Genomic DNA, 14,029 nt, shown 5'->3' on the forward strand with positions numbered 1-14,029 from the left:
ATCTGGCGGAATGCCGGCAAAACAGCCGGATTTCGTGCCGTTTTAAGCGTTTCTTTCTGATTTTTTTCCTAATGTGCCTCCCAAATGGCCATTTTCGGACCTGCTGGCTAGGCCGCCACTGTGTTCGAAATGCGGTCCGCAAGAGTGTACGTGTACGCTATGTGATTTCATTGTTGCACCGTTAACCTGAATTGGTTCTAGCTTCACGCACTAGTATTTCGGGGAGGACATCCATGAGCAATTTGCGTTTGAAAACACTGCTGGGGGCGGGGTGTTTTTCGCTGGGCTTGATCGGATCCGTTCATGCTGGCGGCCTGGAGCGCGGCGGCTATGATATCGACCTGCTGTTCGATCCGGCTCGCTTTGCCACGGAGGCAGAGGCGACCTACGTGATGCCCGAGCGTAAGCTCAAGAATGCGGTGGACACCGATCCGACGGATCTCGACGTTACATTTCTCGGTAGTACCGCGAAAGAGAGCGAGAGCTACTGGGTTCCACGCATCGGCGTCAAGGCCGAGGTCGTCAAGGGCGTCGACTGCATGTTCGACTATTCTCAGCCATGGGGCGCGCACACCAATCCCGGTCTCTGGGCAGGCGCCCAGTCCAACATGGAAACCGATATTAAGAGCGATAATTACGCAGGTACCTGCTCGTACAAAATGGATGCGGGCAAGGGTCAGCTTCGCTTCATCGGCGGTGTTTTCTATCAGAAGGTCTACGGCTTCAAGGAAAGCCTTTTGTTTCCCACGCCCAACTTCGATCTCACCGGCCGGGTCGACCTGTCGACCACTGGCTGGGGCTGGCGTGCTGGCCTCGCCTACGAAATTCCGGAAATCGCGTTGCGCGCGAGCCTTGTGTACAATTCTAAGGTCAAGCTCGACAACATCGAGGGCACGCTGGATTTGACCAGTGTTGGCCAGGGCCTCATCCCGATCTACGGTTCAACGCAATACATGCCGGACGTGGTGGAATTGAAATTGCAGTCGGGCATTGCGCCCGGTTGGCTGGCTTTCGGCTCACTGAAGTGGGTTAACTGGAGCACGCTGCAGATTGTGCCGATTTGTACACAAGCGAGCAAGGGGCTTGCCGACTGCAACAGCGGGGTGACGAATCCGGCTGTTAGGCCGACGTCTCTTGACCTGATGTATCGCGACGGCTGGACGGTCACCGGCGGCATTGGCCATAAGTTCAACGAGCAGTGGAGCGGCGCGGCCCAGCTTTCCTGGGATCGCGGCACCTCGCACGGTTACGGTTCACAGACCGATACCTGGACGCTAGGTGGCGGCGTCGCCTATACGCCCACGGCCAATATTGAAGTGCGTCTGGCCGGTGCGGTCGGTGTGCTGACCAGCGGCCATTCCGGAACCCTTACCGACGAAAACGGCTATGTGGCTGGCACGGACGTCAGTTATGATTTTGGCAACGATTTGGTCACCGCCGTTTCGGGCGGCATCAAGATCAAGTTCTAAGCCTTAGAAATTGAAGAGAAAAAGGTCTGGCAATGCCCGGCCTTTTTCGTTTGCGGGCACGGCGTCGAGCCATGCCGGCGAAGGCTTGCGTTGCAGATACGCCGCACCTGCGCCGCCTCTCGCGATTGTGACGTTTTGGCAACAGTTTCTGAACAACCCCCGCGCTAGAGTTCCGCCCGACCAAATTGCCCATTTCCCGCCATAAACCCGGCGCACCTCGAATTTGTCTCGGGACACGCGCCAGAAGGCTCGGCGATGAGGCAGGCCGCACCGCCCGCGGCAAGGAAGAGTATGGACGCCAGAGTTATTTCCAAGGCCAAGCTGCCTAGCCGCCATGTGACCGTTGGTCCGGCGCGTGCGCCGCACCGTTCGTATCTCTATGCCATGGGCCTGTCGGCGGCCGAGATCGCGCAGCCGCTGGTCGGCGTCGCCTCCTGCTGGAACGAAGCGGCACCTTGCAACATCTCGCTGATGCGTCAGGCGCAGGTGGTCAAGAAGGGCGTCGCGGCCGCCAACGGCACGCCGCGCGAATTTTGCACCATCACCGTCACCGACGGCATCGCCATGGGCCACCAGGGCATGAAGTCGTCGCTGGTGTCACGCGACGTGATCGCCGATTCGGTCGAACTCACCATGCGCGGCCATTGCTACGATGCGCTGGTCGGCCTCGCCGGCTGCGACAAGTCGCTGCCCGGCATGATGATGGCCATGGTGCGGCTCAACGTGCCGTCGATCTTCATCTATGGCGGCTCGATCCTGCCCGGCAGCTATCGCGGTCGGCAGATCACCGTGCAGGATGTGTTCGAGGCGGTCGGCCAGCATTCGGTCGGAACGGTCAGCGACGCCGAGTTGCTCGAGATCGAGCAGTCGGCGTGTCCGTCAGCCGGCTCCTGCGGCGCCCAGTTCACCGCCAATACCATGGCCACCGTCGCCGAGGCGATCGGCCTGGCGCTGCCCTATTCCTGCGGTGCGCCGGCGCCTTACGAGATGCGCGACCGCTTCAACTTCGCCTCCGGCGAAAAGATCATGGAGCTGATCGCCAAGAACATCCGGCCGCGCGACATCGTCACGCTGAAGGCGCTGGAGAATGCAGCGACCGTGGTGTCGGCCACCGGCGGCTCGACCAATGCGGCTTTGCACCTGCCGGCGATCGCGCATGAGGCCGGAATCAAATTCGACCTGTTCGACGTCGCCGCGATTTTCGAAAAGACCCCCTACATCGCCGACCTCAAGCCGGGCGGCAAATATGTCGCCAAGGACATGTTCGAGGCCGGCGGCATTCCGCTGCTGATGAAGACGCTGCTCGACCACGGCTACCTGCATGGCGACTGCCTGACCGTGACTGGCCGTACTTTGGCCGAAAACATGGAGCACGTTGCCTGGAATGATAGCCAGGATGTGGTCCGTCCCGCCAACCGACCAATCACCCAAACCGGCGGTGTCGTGGGCTTGAAGGGCAACCTTGCCCCCGAAGGCGCGATCGTGAAGGTCGCGGGCATGACGGAGCTGAAATTCTCTGGCCCGGCACGCTGTTTCGATTCGGAAGAGGAATGTTTCGAGGCGGTCACGCACCGCAACTATAGGGAAGGCGAGGTTCTCGTCATCCGCTACGAAGGTCCGCGCGGCGGTCCGGGCATGCGCGAGATGCTGTCGACGACGGCGGCTCTCTACGGCCAGGGCATGGGCGGCAAGGTGGCCCTCATCACCGACGGCCGTTTTTCGGGCGCGACGCGCGGTTTCTGCATCGGCCATGTCGGGCCCGAAGCTGCGGTTGGCGGACCGATCGGATTGCTGAAGGACGGCGATGTGATCTCGATCGACGCAACCAAAGGCACGATCGAGGTCGACCTGTCCGAGGCTGAACTGGCGACGAGGGCGAAGGCCTGGAAGGCGCGCACGACCGACTATCAATCGGGCGCGATCTGGAAATATGCACAGACGGTAGGGCCTGCCCGCGACGGCGCGGTCACCCATCCCGGCGGTGCCAAAGAAACACATTGCTATGCGGATATCTGAGTTATTGAGGTCATCTGTCCTGCCGGCACTGGTCGCTGTTGCGATCTTTGGCGCCGTCGGCCAGGCCATGGCCTTCGACGACAAGGTGTTCGACGACAAGACCGGCGTGAAGCCGCAATCGAGCCCGTGGGCCGTGTTCCAGTTCGGCTTCTCCGCCTACAAGAGCGGCCACAAGGAACAGGCGGTCGAGGCCTATAAATACGCCGCCGAAAACGGCCAGATCGGCGCCACCTGGAAGCTCGCGCGCATGTATGCCGAAGGCGACGGCGTGACCCGCGACGACTATGCGGCCTTCAAATTCTTCTCCGAGATCGTCGATCAGGATGTCGAGCCGGGATCGCCGGAGGAAAGCTATGTCTCCGACGCGCTGGTGGCGCTGGGCGACTATCTCAGGACCGGCATTCCCGGCAGCCCGGTCGAGGAAAACGAGGTCGCGGCGCAGGAATACTACATGCGCGCAGCCGCCAATTACCGTAATCCGAACGCCCAGTTCGAGATGGGCCAGATGTTCCTGAAGGGCGAGGGCGGCGTGAAGGCCAGCGTCAAGCAGGCCGGCCGCTGGTTCCAGCTTGCTGCCGAAAAGGGCCATGCCGGCGCCCAGGCGACGCTGGGCAATCTTCTGTTCCAGAGCGGCAAGATCGTGCGCGGGCTGGCAATGATGACGGCGGCGCTCGAACGCGCCTCGCCGGCCGATCAGCCGTGGATCCGCGGCATGCAGGAAGAAGCGTTTGCCGCCGCCGGCGAAGCCGACCGCCGCACCGCCATATCGCTGGCGGATGATATTCTCACCAAGGGCGGCGGCGACCAGTAAGGTCGCCCGCCTCGATTAATCGAAAATCAGTTCGCGATCGGTTCCGTCGGCACCATGCTGGGCGTCGGCATCGAGATCGGCGTGACCTTCAGGTGCGGTTTCATCGTGTTATCGGGGCAGGTGTCGCCGATCTTCGTCCATGAGGTGTTGTTGAGCACGAGGTCGCAGCGGGCCATGTGGCTCTGGTCGGAAACCGTCAGGCAAGCGACCTGGCCGACCTGGTACGACTTGCCATTGGCCAGGCATTCCTGATCGGCGAGCGCCGCTGCGGGTGCAGCCATGGCAAATGCCAGGCCGATCGGACAAAGAAGGAATCGTATGGTCATGGAACCCCAGCCGCCATGCTGACTTTCAATCAACTTCGTGATTGTGGCGATATCAGGGGTTCGGCAGCTATCAGGCCGGCAGCAAGGCCAGATCGATCGCCACCGGCACATGGTCGGAGGGCTTTTCCCAGGCGCGCACGTGCTTTTCGATCGAGGCTGAGGAAAAGCGGTTGGCGGCTTCGGGCGACAACAGCAGATGGTCGATGCGAATGCCGTTGTTCTTCTGCCAGGCGCCGGCCTGGTAATCCCAGAACGTGTAGACGTCGGCAGCGTCGGTGACGGCGCGCACCGCCTCGGTGAAGCCGAGATTCTTCAGCCGCCGGAAGGCCTGCCGCGTCTGCGGCTGGAACAGCGCATCGCCAAGCCAGTTCTCGGGGAAGCGCGCGTCGATCGGCTCGGGGATGACATTGTAGTCACCGGCCAGCACCAGCGCCTCTTCCAGAAGCAGCCGCTGCTCGGCCCAGCGCTGCAGCCGCTCCATCCAGGACAGCTTGTAGGGGAACTTCTTCTCGTCATCGATCGGGTTGCCGTTGGGCAAATAGAGCGAGGCGACGCGCAGCGCGCCCTCGTTGGTGGAGAACACGCCCTCAATAAAGCGCGCCTGCTCATCCGTGTCGTCGCCCGGCAGGCCCCTGATGACCCCGTCGAAGGGTAGCTTCGACAGCAAGGCGACGCCGTTGAAACCCTTCTGGCCATGGGTTTCGACATTGTAGCCCAGCGCCTCGATCTCGGCGCGCGGGAACTGTTCGTCGACGGTCTTGATCTCCTGCAGGCAGACAATGTCGGGCTGGCTTTCGGTCAGCCAATGGGTGAGGTTGCCCATACGGGCGCGAACGCCGTTGATGTTCCAGGTGACGATTTTCATGGGCGGCCTCAGGGATGTTCTGGCGGGAGACGTTCGACAAGCCCGATCGTATTGCCTGCGGGGTCCTTTAGAAAGGCCATCCACTCGCTTTCCCCCGCTGGACCGAACGTGCCTTCGGTATCGCGATGGACAAGTGCGGGCGGCGCGGTGAAGGGGACGCCGGATGCTTTCGCCCCGGTATGGAAGGCTTCGAGCCCGGCTATGTCGAGATAGACGGTGCCGGCCGGCACGCCGTCGGTGAACAGCAGCCGCACAGGGCCGGCCATGATGAAGGCCATGCCGGGCGGATCGTAACGGGCGTGAACATCCAGGCCGAGCACGTCGCGCCAGAAGGCCAGCGTGACGTCGAGATCGCGCCCGGCCGACAGCGCGACCTGACGGACCGCGCCGATCGCAGGCATCTGATTAGATGGAGAAACTGGTGCCGCAGCCGCAGGAGGCGACTGCATTCGGGTTGCGGATCTGGAACGACTGACCCATCAGATCGTCGACGAAGTCGATCACCGAGCCGCCCATATAGACCAGCGAGAGGTCGTCGATCAGCACGGTGGCACCGTCCTTTTCGATGGCGACGTCGTCGTCGTTGCGGGTATCGACCAGGTCGAACTTGTAGGAAAAGCCGGAGCAACCGCCGCCTTCGACGGAGACGCGCAGCGCCGTCTTGCCGGCTTCGCCAGAGACGATTTTGGCGATCCGCCTGGCGGCGGAGTCGGTCATCTCGACTTTCATGGCAGTCTTGGCATCAGCGCCCATGGGCGTCACCTTGCTTTCGGTTTCACATGATAGGTATGAAGCGGGAAGGGGCAAGTCAACTGCGGCGGCATCAAACATGACAAATGAGCTTGGCGACATCGGCTTCGGCTATCGACCGCGCGCGGCCTATGCCAGTGATCCCGCCAAGTCGCGTGGGCGGCTCTATGACGAGGTCGAAAGCCCGACCCGCACGCCGTTCCAGCGCGACCGCGACCGCATTATCCACTCCACCGCGTTCCGCCGGCTGAAGCACAAGACGCAGGTATTCGTCGCGCACGAGGGCGATCATTATCGCACAAGGCTGACGCATTCGATCGAGGTGGCGCAGATCGCGCGCGCTTTGGCGCGGGCGCTGCGCGGCGACGAGGATCTGGCCGAGGCGGTCGCCCTGGTGCACGATTTCGGCCACACGCCGTTCGGTCATACCGGCGAGGACGCGCTGAACGAGCGGATGTCCGCATGGGGCGGCTTCGACCACAATGCGCAGTCGCTGCGCGTGGTGACGCGGCTGGAGCGGCGCTATGCCGAGTTCGACGGGCTGAACCTGACGTGGGAGACGCTGGAAGGCCTGGTCAAGCACAATGGCCCGCTGACCGATGCCAAGGGAAAAGGCCTCAAGGGTCCGGTGCCGCAGGCGATCCGCGACTATTCCGAACTGCACGACCTCGAACTCGACCGTTTTGCCGGGATCGAAGCGCAATGCGCGGCGATCGCCGACGACATCGCCTACAACACCCACGACATAGATGACGGCCTGCGCTCCGGCTTCCTGACGTTGGACATGCTGGAGACGGTTGCGCTGCCGGGATCGATCCTCGAAAGCGTGCGCGCACGCTATCCCGGCCTCGACGACGTGCGCACCGGCCATGAACTGATGCGCCGGCAGATCACCATGATGGTCGAGGATGTCATCGTTTCGACCACCGCCAACCTGGAGCGCATCAAGCCTGACAGTGCCGAAGCGGTACGGGCGGCGGGCGAGACGATGGTGACGTTTTCGGCCGGGATGGCGGCGACCGAGAAGGAATTGAAGGCGTTTCTCTACAAGCACCTCTACCGGCACGATGAGGTGATGCGCGTGCGTGGCGACGCCGAGCAGATCGTGCGCGACCTGTTCGATGTCTATTTCGCCGATCCGCGCGCCATGCCGGATGGCTGGCGCGAAGGGCTCGATCGGGCCGAGGATCGCATCAAGGCGCGCAGCGTCGCCGATTTCCTGGCGGGGATGACGGATACCTACGCCTTGAAGGAACACCGCCGTCTGTTTGACCATACGCCCGATTTAAGCTAGGGCGGGCGCGATTTGCCGGCCAATGAGCCGGTTCTCCTGCACAGTCCGCCAGAGCAAGACCCATGAACATCTTCGCCGATTTCAGCGCGCGAATCACAAAAGCCGTCGAAGCGCTTGATTTGAAAGACAGTAATGGCGTTTCGCCTGACCTGTCGCGCATCGCCGTGGAGCCGCCGCGCGACGCCAGCCATGGCGATCTCGCCACCAACGCGGCGATGGTGCTGGCCAAGCCGACCGGACAGAACCCGCGCGCGCTGGCCGAACGGCTGGTGGAAGTGCTGCGCGCTGACGCCGACGTCGCTGGCGCCGATGTTGCCGGCCCGGGCTTCGTTAATCTCAGGCTCAAGGACGCTTTCTGGCAGGCGCATCTGACCGCGCTGCTCGGCCAGGGCCGCAACTATGGCCGCTCGACCATCGGTGGTGGCCGCAAGACCAATGTCGAATATGTCTCGGCCAACCCGACCGGGCCGATGCATGTCGGTCATTGCCGGGGCGCGGTGGTCGGCGACACGCTGGCCAATCTGATGGCCTTCGCCGGCTATGACGTGACCAAGGAATACATAATCAACGACGCCGGCTCGCAGATCGACGTGCTCGGGCGTTCGGCCTTTCTGCGCTACCGCGAAGCGCTGGGCGACGACATTGGCGAGATACCGTCCGGTCTCTACCCCGGTGATTACCTGGTGCCGGTCGGTCAGGCGCTGGTCGCGGAATTTGGCCGCAAGCTGTTGCAGATGCCTGATGACGAGGCGCTGGCCATCGTCAAGGACCGCACCATCGATGCGATGATGGCGATGATCCGCGCCGATCTGGCGCTGCTCAACGTCCATCACGACGTGTTCTTCTCCGAGCGCACGCTGCATGCCGACAACGCCAAGAAGATCCGCTCGGCGATCAACGATCTGACGCTGAAGGGCCATATCTACAAGGGCAAGCTGCCGCCGCCCAAGGGCGAGAAGCCGGACGACTGGGAAGACCGCGAGCAGACGCTGTTCCGCTCGACCGCGGTTGGCGACGATATGGACCGGGCGCTGGTCAAGTCCGATGGCTCGTTCACCTATTTCGCCGCTGACGTCGCCTATCTCAAGGACAAGGTCGATCGTGGCTTTGTCGACCTGATCTATGTGCTGGGCGCCGACCATGGCGGCTATGTCAAACGGCTGGAAGCGCTGGCTCGGGCGATTTCCGGCGATGATCTGAAGCTCCAGCTGACCGTGCTGCTGTGCAATCTGGTGAAGCTGTTTCGCGACGGCGAACCGGTTCGGATGTCGAAGCGGTCGGGTGACTTCGTGACACTGCGCGAAGTGGTGGAGGAGGTGGGTCGCGATGCGATCCGCTTCATGATGCTCTATCGCAAGAGCGATGCGCCGCTCGACTTCGACTTTGCCAAGGTGACCGAGCAGTCGAAGGACAACCCGGTGTTCTACGTGCAGTACGCCTCGGCGCGCTGCCATTCGGTGTTCCGGCAGGCGAGCGAGCAGTTGGGCGAGGCGAATTTCGACCGCAACAGCCTGGCGGCCGCCTCGGCGTCGCTCACCGACGAGGGCGAGATCGGGCTTATCCGGAAGCTGGCTGAATATCCCCGGCTGATCGAATCCGCAGCCCTTGCGCTGGAGCCGCATCGGCTGGCATTCTACCTCTACGATCTGGCCTCCAGCTTCCACGGACACTGGAACCGGGGCACCGATAATCCGGACTTACGTTTTGTTAAGGTTAACGACCGACAATTGACGCATGCCAGACTAGGGCTGGTGCAGGCTGTTTCGGATGTTTTGACCTCCGGCCTGACGCTGATCGGGGCTGATGCGCCCACCGAAATGCGTTAGGTTTGACTAAAAAACCTGTCACCATTTGCCCACATTGCGCTGGTAAGGGCCAACCCTACGCGACGTCCATGGCGTCCGAATGAGTGCGAGTTCGGGAACAATAATGGCAGACAGAACCCAGCTGAGAGCAGCCGACAACAACGACATCGCCGAGGATGATCCGTTCGCGGAACTGACCAGGATCATGGGTTTCGATCCACGCCAGCCGGTCAAGCCACAGGCGCCGGTCGTCCAGAAGGTTGCGGACGAGGGCGATTTCGACATCGACCTCGAGAAGGAGTTGATGGGCGAACTCGGCGACGACCTCGTCTCCATGGAGGTTAGCCAGCCAACTCCCGAGGTTCACCAACCTGCCGCCGAGAGTCGCGAGCCGGCTTTCGAAACCGCCGATGCCGCGATGGACGATGCGCTTGCCGCTTCGCTGGACCATGATTTCGTGTTCGACGACGCCGCCGATCACGATTTTTTTGGTGCTCGCCCGCAGGCCGTGGCGCCAGCCGCCGAGCCTTCGTTTGCCGAGCCTGCACTCGACGAACCTGCATTCGACGACGATTTCGACATGGCTGTCGCCAGTTCGCTGGAAAACGTGTCGCCGCTCGAAGACGACCTGCCGATGGACGACGAGCTTGCCGCTTCGCTCGAGCAGGGATTGCTGGTCGATGGCGATCCGACGGATGACGTCGCCCACAGCGCTGGTGTCGCCGAGGTTGCTGCTGCGCCTGCTGACGATGTCGCATTCGACGATGATTTCGACAATGCCGTCTCGCTGTCGCTGGAAGACGAACTGACGCTGGACGCAAATGTGCCGGCGCAGCACCAGTATGCCGCTCCGGCAACCGAGGCGCCGGTCGTCGATGCCGGCGACCACGCTATTGCCGACGAGGATTTTTCCGGCCATTTCGACGACGCGATGGCCGATGTCGACATGGATTTCGCTGCCCGGGATTTCGCTGGCCAGGATTTCGAGCCTCAGGCTTTCGAAGCTCAGCCTGTTGAAGCCGAGGCTCCGGAAGAGCGCGATCTGGACGTCAGCAATCTGGAGGCTAGCGCCCCGGTTGAGATCGATGCGCCGGAAGCCGATGAGATGCCTGCCTGGACTGCGGAGGCAAGCCCCTCCCATGAGGCCGCGCACGAGGCGTTCGACGATTTCGATCTGAGCATCGACGACGCGGTTGCCGACCACGAGTCGGCTGCCGAGGTCGCCGCCGCCCCGGTCCAGCCAGCGCCGGTTCAGGAAGCTCCGGTCGCCCATGCCTATGTGGCGCCCGCCGTTGTGGCGACCCCGGCCGCGCCGGCCGCTGACGAACGGACTTTGGAAGATGAACTCAACGCGCTGCTTGGCGCGATGACCACACCACGACCGGCGCCAGTCATCGAGCCCACAAGGGCCTATGAGCCTGTCGTCCCGGTGCAGCGGTCCGCCGCGGCGCCGGCGGCTCCTGCCGACAATCTCGACTGGGACCTGGACGAACACGCGCCTGCGCAGGCTCCTCAAGTCGCCGCGACCCAGAACGATGCCGAATTCGACGATCTGCTTGCCGGTGAACTCGAGGGCCATGAGCCCGAGATCGAGTTCGACGATCATGCCTTCGACGCGGCCCTGGCCAAGGGCATCGATCTCGGTGATGACGACACAGCCGCGCCGGTCGCTGGCGATTGGCGCTCGACGCCGCCGGAGCCGGCGCGTTCGTGGAGCCGCGTGACCCCGACCCCCGCCCAGCCTTCCTTTGCAGCGCAGCCGCAACCTTCTTTTGCAGCGCAGCCCCAGGCTTCTATTGCAGAAAAGCCTTCCATGCCTGCGGCAGCCGCACCAACCTATCGCGACCAGCCGGTCGCGGCGGCCGCCTATGTGGCGCCGGCGCCGACGCGCGAAGCGCCGCCTCCGGCTTATGACGAAATGCCGGATGTCGAGACGGTCGATGTGCCGGAGCGCGTGGTGGCGATCGCCGATGACCTCGATATTCCCGAGCTCAGCTTCCAGGAAGACGAGCCGGCGGCCTATGACGATATCGACGCCGAATTCGCCGGCCTGCTTACCGACATGAACGCGGTGGAAGTGGCGCAGCCGCCTGCGGCCACGCGCAGCGCCGCCTATGACGACGAATCCTACAGCTCCGGCTTCAATTCTGGCCATGAGCTCGACCAGCGCGCCTATGCTGCGCGGCCGGCCGAAGTACTTGCGGCGACGCAGAATGCCTACGCCGGTGCAGCCGGTGGCTTCGACCTGGGCGATTTGCCCGGCAGCCAGCCGGTTTCGCAGGCCGACGATTTCGCGGTCGACGAACTCGACTACGATCCGGACCTGGACGAAGCGATGGCGGTGCCGGGCTTGGCTGAACAGGAAGCCGCAAAGCCGCGCCGGAGCGGCCTGTTTATCGCCGGGGTCGTCGGCGCGGTGGCTGTTATCGGTGGCCTCGGTGCCTTTGCCCTGTCCTTTGGCGGCAAGGGCGGCAGCGACGCCCCGGTGATCGTCAAGGCCGACAACACCCCGATCAAGGTCAAGCCGGAAAATCCGGGCGGCGCTGTCGTGCCGAACCAGGACAATAAGGTTTATGACGCGGTCGCCAAGGGCACCAAACCGGCCGAGCCGGTGCAGGAGAAGCTGGTCACATCAACCGAAGAGCCGGTCGATGTGAAGGCACAGGAGCCGGAAAGCCGCGTTGTCGATCTGTCGCCCGACGAGACCGACGCTGCCCCTGGCACTGGTGCCGCCGGCAACCCCGACGCCGCCGGCAATCCGGAAGCGGCCGTCGCACCGGCACCCAAGTCCGAGGATCGCATCGCGCAGGTGCTGCAGGAAGCCGACAAGAACCCCGATACGGTCGCCGTTGCCCCGCGCAAGGTGCGGACCATGGTGGTCAAGCCTGACGGCTCGCTGGTGGCACGCGAGGATCCGGCGCCCGCCGCGCCGCAGGTTGCGGCGACCGAGCCGCTTGACCCGGCGCCGCAGCACGTCGCCCCTTCAGCCGATGCCGAGCAGACCGGCACCGTGGCGCCTGCCAGCGATCAGGCAAACAGCGACCAGGCAAGTGCCGAGACCGCCAAGCCGGTCAAGCCGGTGAAGCCGGCGGCTACAGCAAAGGTTGAGACCCAGTCCGCGAACACGCCGGAGACGGTTGCCGTGGCGCCGCAGCGCCCGTCCGACCAGCCGGTCGACGTGGTCGGCGAGGTCAAGCCAGACCAGGTTGCCTCCATTCCGGCGACGGCTTCGACGTCAGGCGGTTCGTGGTCGATGCAGATTGCTTCTCAGCCGACGGTCGAAAGCGCCCAGGCCAACTATGCCGACCTGCAGCGCCGCTATGGCAATGTGCTGGCCGGCCGCACCGCCAACATCGTCAAGGCGGAGATCGCCGGCAAAGGCACCTTCTACCGTGTTCGGGTCCCGGCGCAGTCGCGCAACGATGCGATCAATCTGTGCACCAGCTACAAGGCAGCCGGCGGCAACTGCTTCGTGTCGCGCTAAGACCTGACCAATCATCAAAGCCGGCGCGTTCCCAAAGGGTCGCGCCGGCTTTTTCATGTGGATGGGCGTGGGGTTCAGAGGCTTACGGCCCGGGGTGATTCCCTTTGACGGCGCGAAGCCCTAAACTCTTGGGATGACCGAATCAAAATCCATGATCCTCGGCTGTGCCGGGAAATCGCTCACTCGCGACGAAATCCGCTTCTATCGCAATGAATGCCCGTGGGGCTTCATCCTGTTTGCGCGCAACATCGGCGAGACCGAGCAGATCCGCGATCTGGTCGCCGAAATGCGCGACTGCATCGGGCGTCCCGATGCGCTGGTGTTCATCGACCAGGAAGGTGGAAGGGTGCAGCGGCTGCGGCCGCCTTTGGCGCCGAACTATCCGGCCGGCGGCGCGCTCGGCGCATTGTGGCGCAAGGACCATGACGCCGGCACCCGCGCCGCCTGGCTGATGGCACGGCTGCACGCCTTCGATCTCTTGCGCTACGGCATCTCGGCCGATTGCCTTCCTGTGCTGGATGTGCCGATCGAGGGCGCCAGCGACGTTATCGGCGCGCGTGCCTATGGCAAGGAGCCGCGCCCAGTCATAGAGCTCGGCCGCGCGGCGGCGGAAGGGCTGATGTCGGGCGGCGTGCTGCCGGTGATGAAGCATATTCCGGGCCATGGACGCGCCTTTGCCGACACGCATTTCGAACTGCCTGTGGTCGACGCCTCGCTGAGCGACTTGCAACGGCATGATTTCGCCCCGTTCCGGGAGCTTAGCCATCTGCCGATGGCGATGACGGCGCATGTTGTCTACAGCGCCATCGATCCAAACAACCCGGCGACCACGTCGGGCAAGGTCATTGACGAGATCATCCGCCGCGAGATCGGCTTCGACGGGCTTCTGATGAGCGACGACACTTCGATGAAGGCACTTTCTGGGGATTTCCCGACAAAGGCGGCCTCGATCCTTGCGGCGGGCTGCGATCTGGTCCTTCACTGCAATGGCGTTTTCGAGGAGATGGCGGGCATCGCATCGCGAACCACAGGACTTGAAGGGACGTCGCTGGAACGCGCCAAGCGGGCGCTGACCTATATAAGGGATCGTGACCGGGCCGACGAAACCGAGATACGCGCCGAGTTTGCCACCTATTTCGACGCGGTGGCCTAGACCAAAAGGAAGCAGGGCTAAGTGGCGGAAACATTGGACAGCAAGGCTGCGAAGGC

Annotated in this window: 11 protein-coding genes; 7 read left to right on the forward strand and 4 right to left on the reverse strand. The window is 63.2% G+C overall.

Translation table 11 applies throughout. The features are described from left to right. Nucleotides 1–233 precede the first annotated feature (233 nt). From AC04SH_RS11785 to AC04SH_RS11795, 3 genes are all read left to right on the forward strand, one after another. Complete coding sequence (locus AC04SH_RS11785; RefSeq protein WP_477231255.1) at nt 234–1,469, forward strand: outer membrane protein transport protein; 1,236 nt, start codon at nt 234–236, stop codon at nt 1,467–1,469. A gap of 291 nt (nt 1,470–1,760) precedes the next feature. After that, complete coding sequence (ilvD, locus tag AC04SH_RS11790; RefSeq protein ID WP_488575125.1) at nt 1,761–3,485, forward strand: dihydroxy-acid dehydratase; 1,725 nt, start codon at nt 1,761–1,763, stop codon at nt 3,483–3,485. Further along, nucleotides 3,472–4,296 carry a tetratricopeptide repeat protein gene (locus AC04SH_RS11795; protein WP_112564806.1) on the forward strand — a complete coding sequence of 275 codons (825 nt, stop codon included), beginning with the start codon at nt 3,472–3,474 and terminating at the stop codon, nt 4,294–4,296. The genes ilvD and AC04SH_RS11795 overlap by 14 nt, the downstream gene beginning before the upstream one ends. A gap of 26 nt (nt 4,297–4,322) precedes the next feature. On the opposite strand, the gene AC04SH_RS11800 is transcribed toward AC04SH_RS11795, so the two are convergent. The 4 genes from AC04SH_RS11800 to erpA form a co-directional block, all read right to left on the reverse strand. Beyond that, a complete protein-coding gene (locus AC04SH_RS11800; RefSeq protein WP_477231253.1) occupies nt 4,323–4,577 on the reverse strand; it encodes a hypothetical protein in 255 nt (84 codons plus the stop codon). A 115-nt stretch (nt 4,578–4,692) separates the two neighbouring features. Then, nucleotides 4,693–5,487: an exodeoxyribonuclease III gene (xth, locus tag AC04SH_RS11805; RefSeq protein ID WP_488575126.1), complete on the reverse strand. Its 795-nt coding sequence runs from the start codon at nt 5,485–5,487 to the stop codon at nt 4,693–4,695. Nucleotides 5,488–5,495: 8 nt separating this feature from the next. Next, entirely contained in the window at nt 5,496–5,888 is a 393-nt protein-coding gene (locus tag AC04SH_RS11810) for a VOC family protein (protein ID WP_488575127.1), read from the reverse strand. 4 nt (nt 5,889–5,892) lie between these two features. Next, on the reverse strand, nt 5,893–6,240 hold the full coding sequence (gene erpA / locus AC04SH_RS11815; RefSeq protein WP_142865088.1) for an iron-sulfur cluster insertion protein ErpA: 348 nt from the start codon (nt 6,238–6,240) through the stop codon (nt 5,893–5,895). Between the two features lie 76 nt (nt 6,241–6,316). Here erpA and AC04SH_RS11820 point away from each other — a divergent pair, with 76 nt between their 5' ends. The 4 genes from AC04SH_RS11820 (at nt 6,317) to nagZ (ending at nt 13,973) form a co-directional block, all read left to right on the forward strand. Then, entirely contained in the window at nt 6,317–7,531 is a 1,215-nt protein-coding gene (locus AC04SH_RS11820) for a deoxyguanosinetriphosphate triphosphohydrolase (RefSeq protein ID WP_488575128.1), read from the forward strand. A gap of 62 nt (nt 7,532–7,593) precedes the next feature. Beyond that, nucleotides 7,594–9,357: an arginine--tRNA ligase gene (argS, locus tag AC04SH_RS11825; RefSeq protein ID WP_488575129.1), complete on the forward strand. Its 1,764-nt coding sequence runs from the start codon at nt 7,594–7,596 to the stop codon at nt 9,355–9,357. A 103-nt stretch (nt 9,358–9,460) separates the two neighbouring features. Continuing rightward, complete coding sequence (locus AC04SH_RS11830; protein ID WP_488575130.1) at nt 9,461–12,820, forward strand: SPOR domain-containing protein; 3,360 nt, start codon at nt 9,461–9,463, stop codon at nt 12,818–12,820. A gap of 133 nt (nt 12,821–12,953) precedes the next feature. Beyond that, on the forward strand, nt 12,954–13,973 hold the full coding sequence (gene nagZ / locus AC04SH_RS11835) for a beta-N-acetylhexosaminidase (protein WP_455858973.1): 1,020 nt from the start codon (nt 12,954–12,956) through the stop codon (nt 13,971–13,973). Nucleotides 13,974–14,029 lie beyond the last annotated feature (56 nt).

Source organism: Mesorhizobium sp. CNPSo 4688 (assembly GCF_057784295.1).

Bases quoted from the DNA above. Each gene is read 5' to 3' on its own strand.
- AC04SH_RS11785 (WP_477231255.1), top strand. From the start codon at position 234: ATGAGCAATTTGCGTTTGAAAACACTGCTGGGGGCGGGGTGTTTTTCG.
- ilvD (WP_488575125.1), top strand. From the start codon at position 1,761: ATGGACGCCAGAGTTATTTCCAAGGCCAAGCTGCCTAGCCGCCATGTG.
- AC04SH_RS11795 (WP_112564806.1), top strand. From the start codon at position 3,472: ATGCGGATATCTGAGTTATTGAGGTCATCTGTCCTGCCGGCACTGGTC.
- AC04SH_RS11800 (WP_477231253.1), bottom strand. From the start codon at position 4,577: ATGGCTGCACCCGCAGCGGCGCTCGCCGATCAGGAATGCCTGGCCAAT.
- xth (WP_488575126.1), bottom strand. From the start codon at position 5,487: ATGAAAATCGTCACCTGGAACATCAACGGCGTTCGCGCCCGTATGGGC.
- AC04SH_RS11810 (WP_488575127.1), bottom strand. From the start codon at position 5,888: ATGCCTGCGATCGGCGCGGTCCGTCAGGTCGCGCTGTCGGCCGGGCGC.
- erpA (WP_142865088.1), bottom strand. From the start codon at position 6,240: ATGGGCGCTGATGCCAAGACTGCCATGAAAGTCGAGATGACCGACTCC.
- AC04SH_RS11820 (WP_488575128.1), top strand. From the start codon at position 6,317: ATGACAAATGAGCTTGGCGACATCGGCTTCGGCTATCGACCGCGCGCG.
- argS (WP_488575129.1), top strand. From the start codon at position 7,594: ATGAACATCTTCGCCGATTTCAGCGCGCGAATCACAAAAGCCGTCGAA.
- AC04SH_RS11830 (WP_488575130.1), top strand. From the start codon at position 9,461: ATGGCAGACAGAACCCAGCTGAGAGCAGCCGACAACAACGACATCGCC.
- nagZ (WP_455858973.1), top strand. From the start codon at position 12,954: ATGACCGAATCAAAATCCATGATCCTCGGCTGTGCCGGGAAATCGCTC.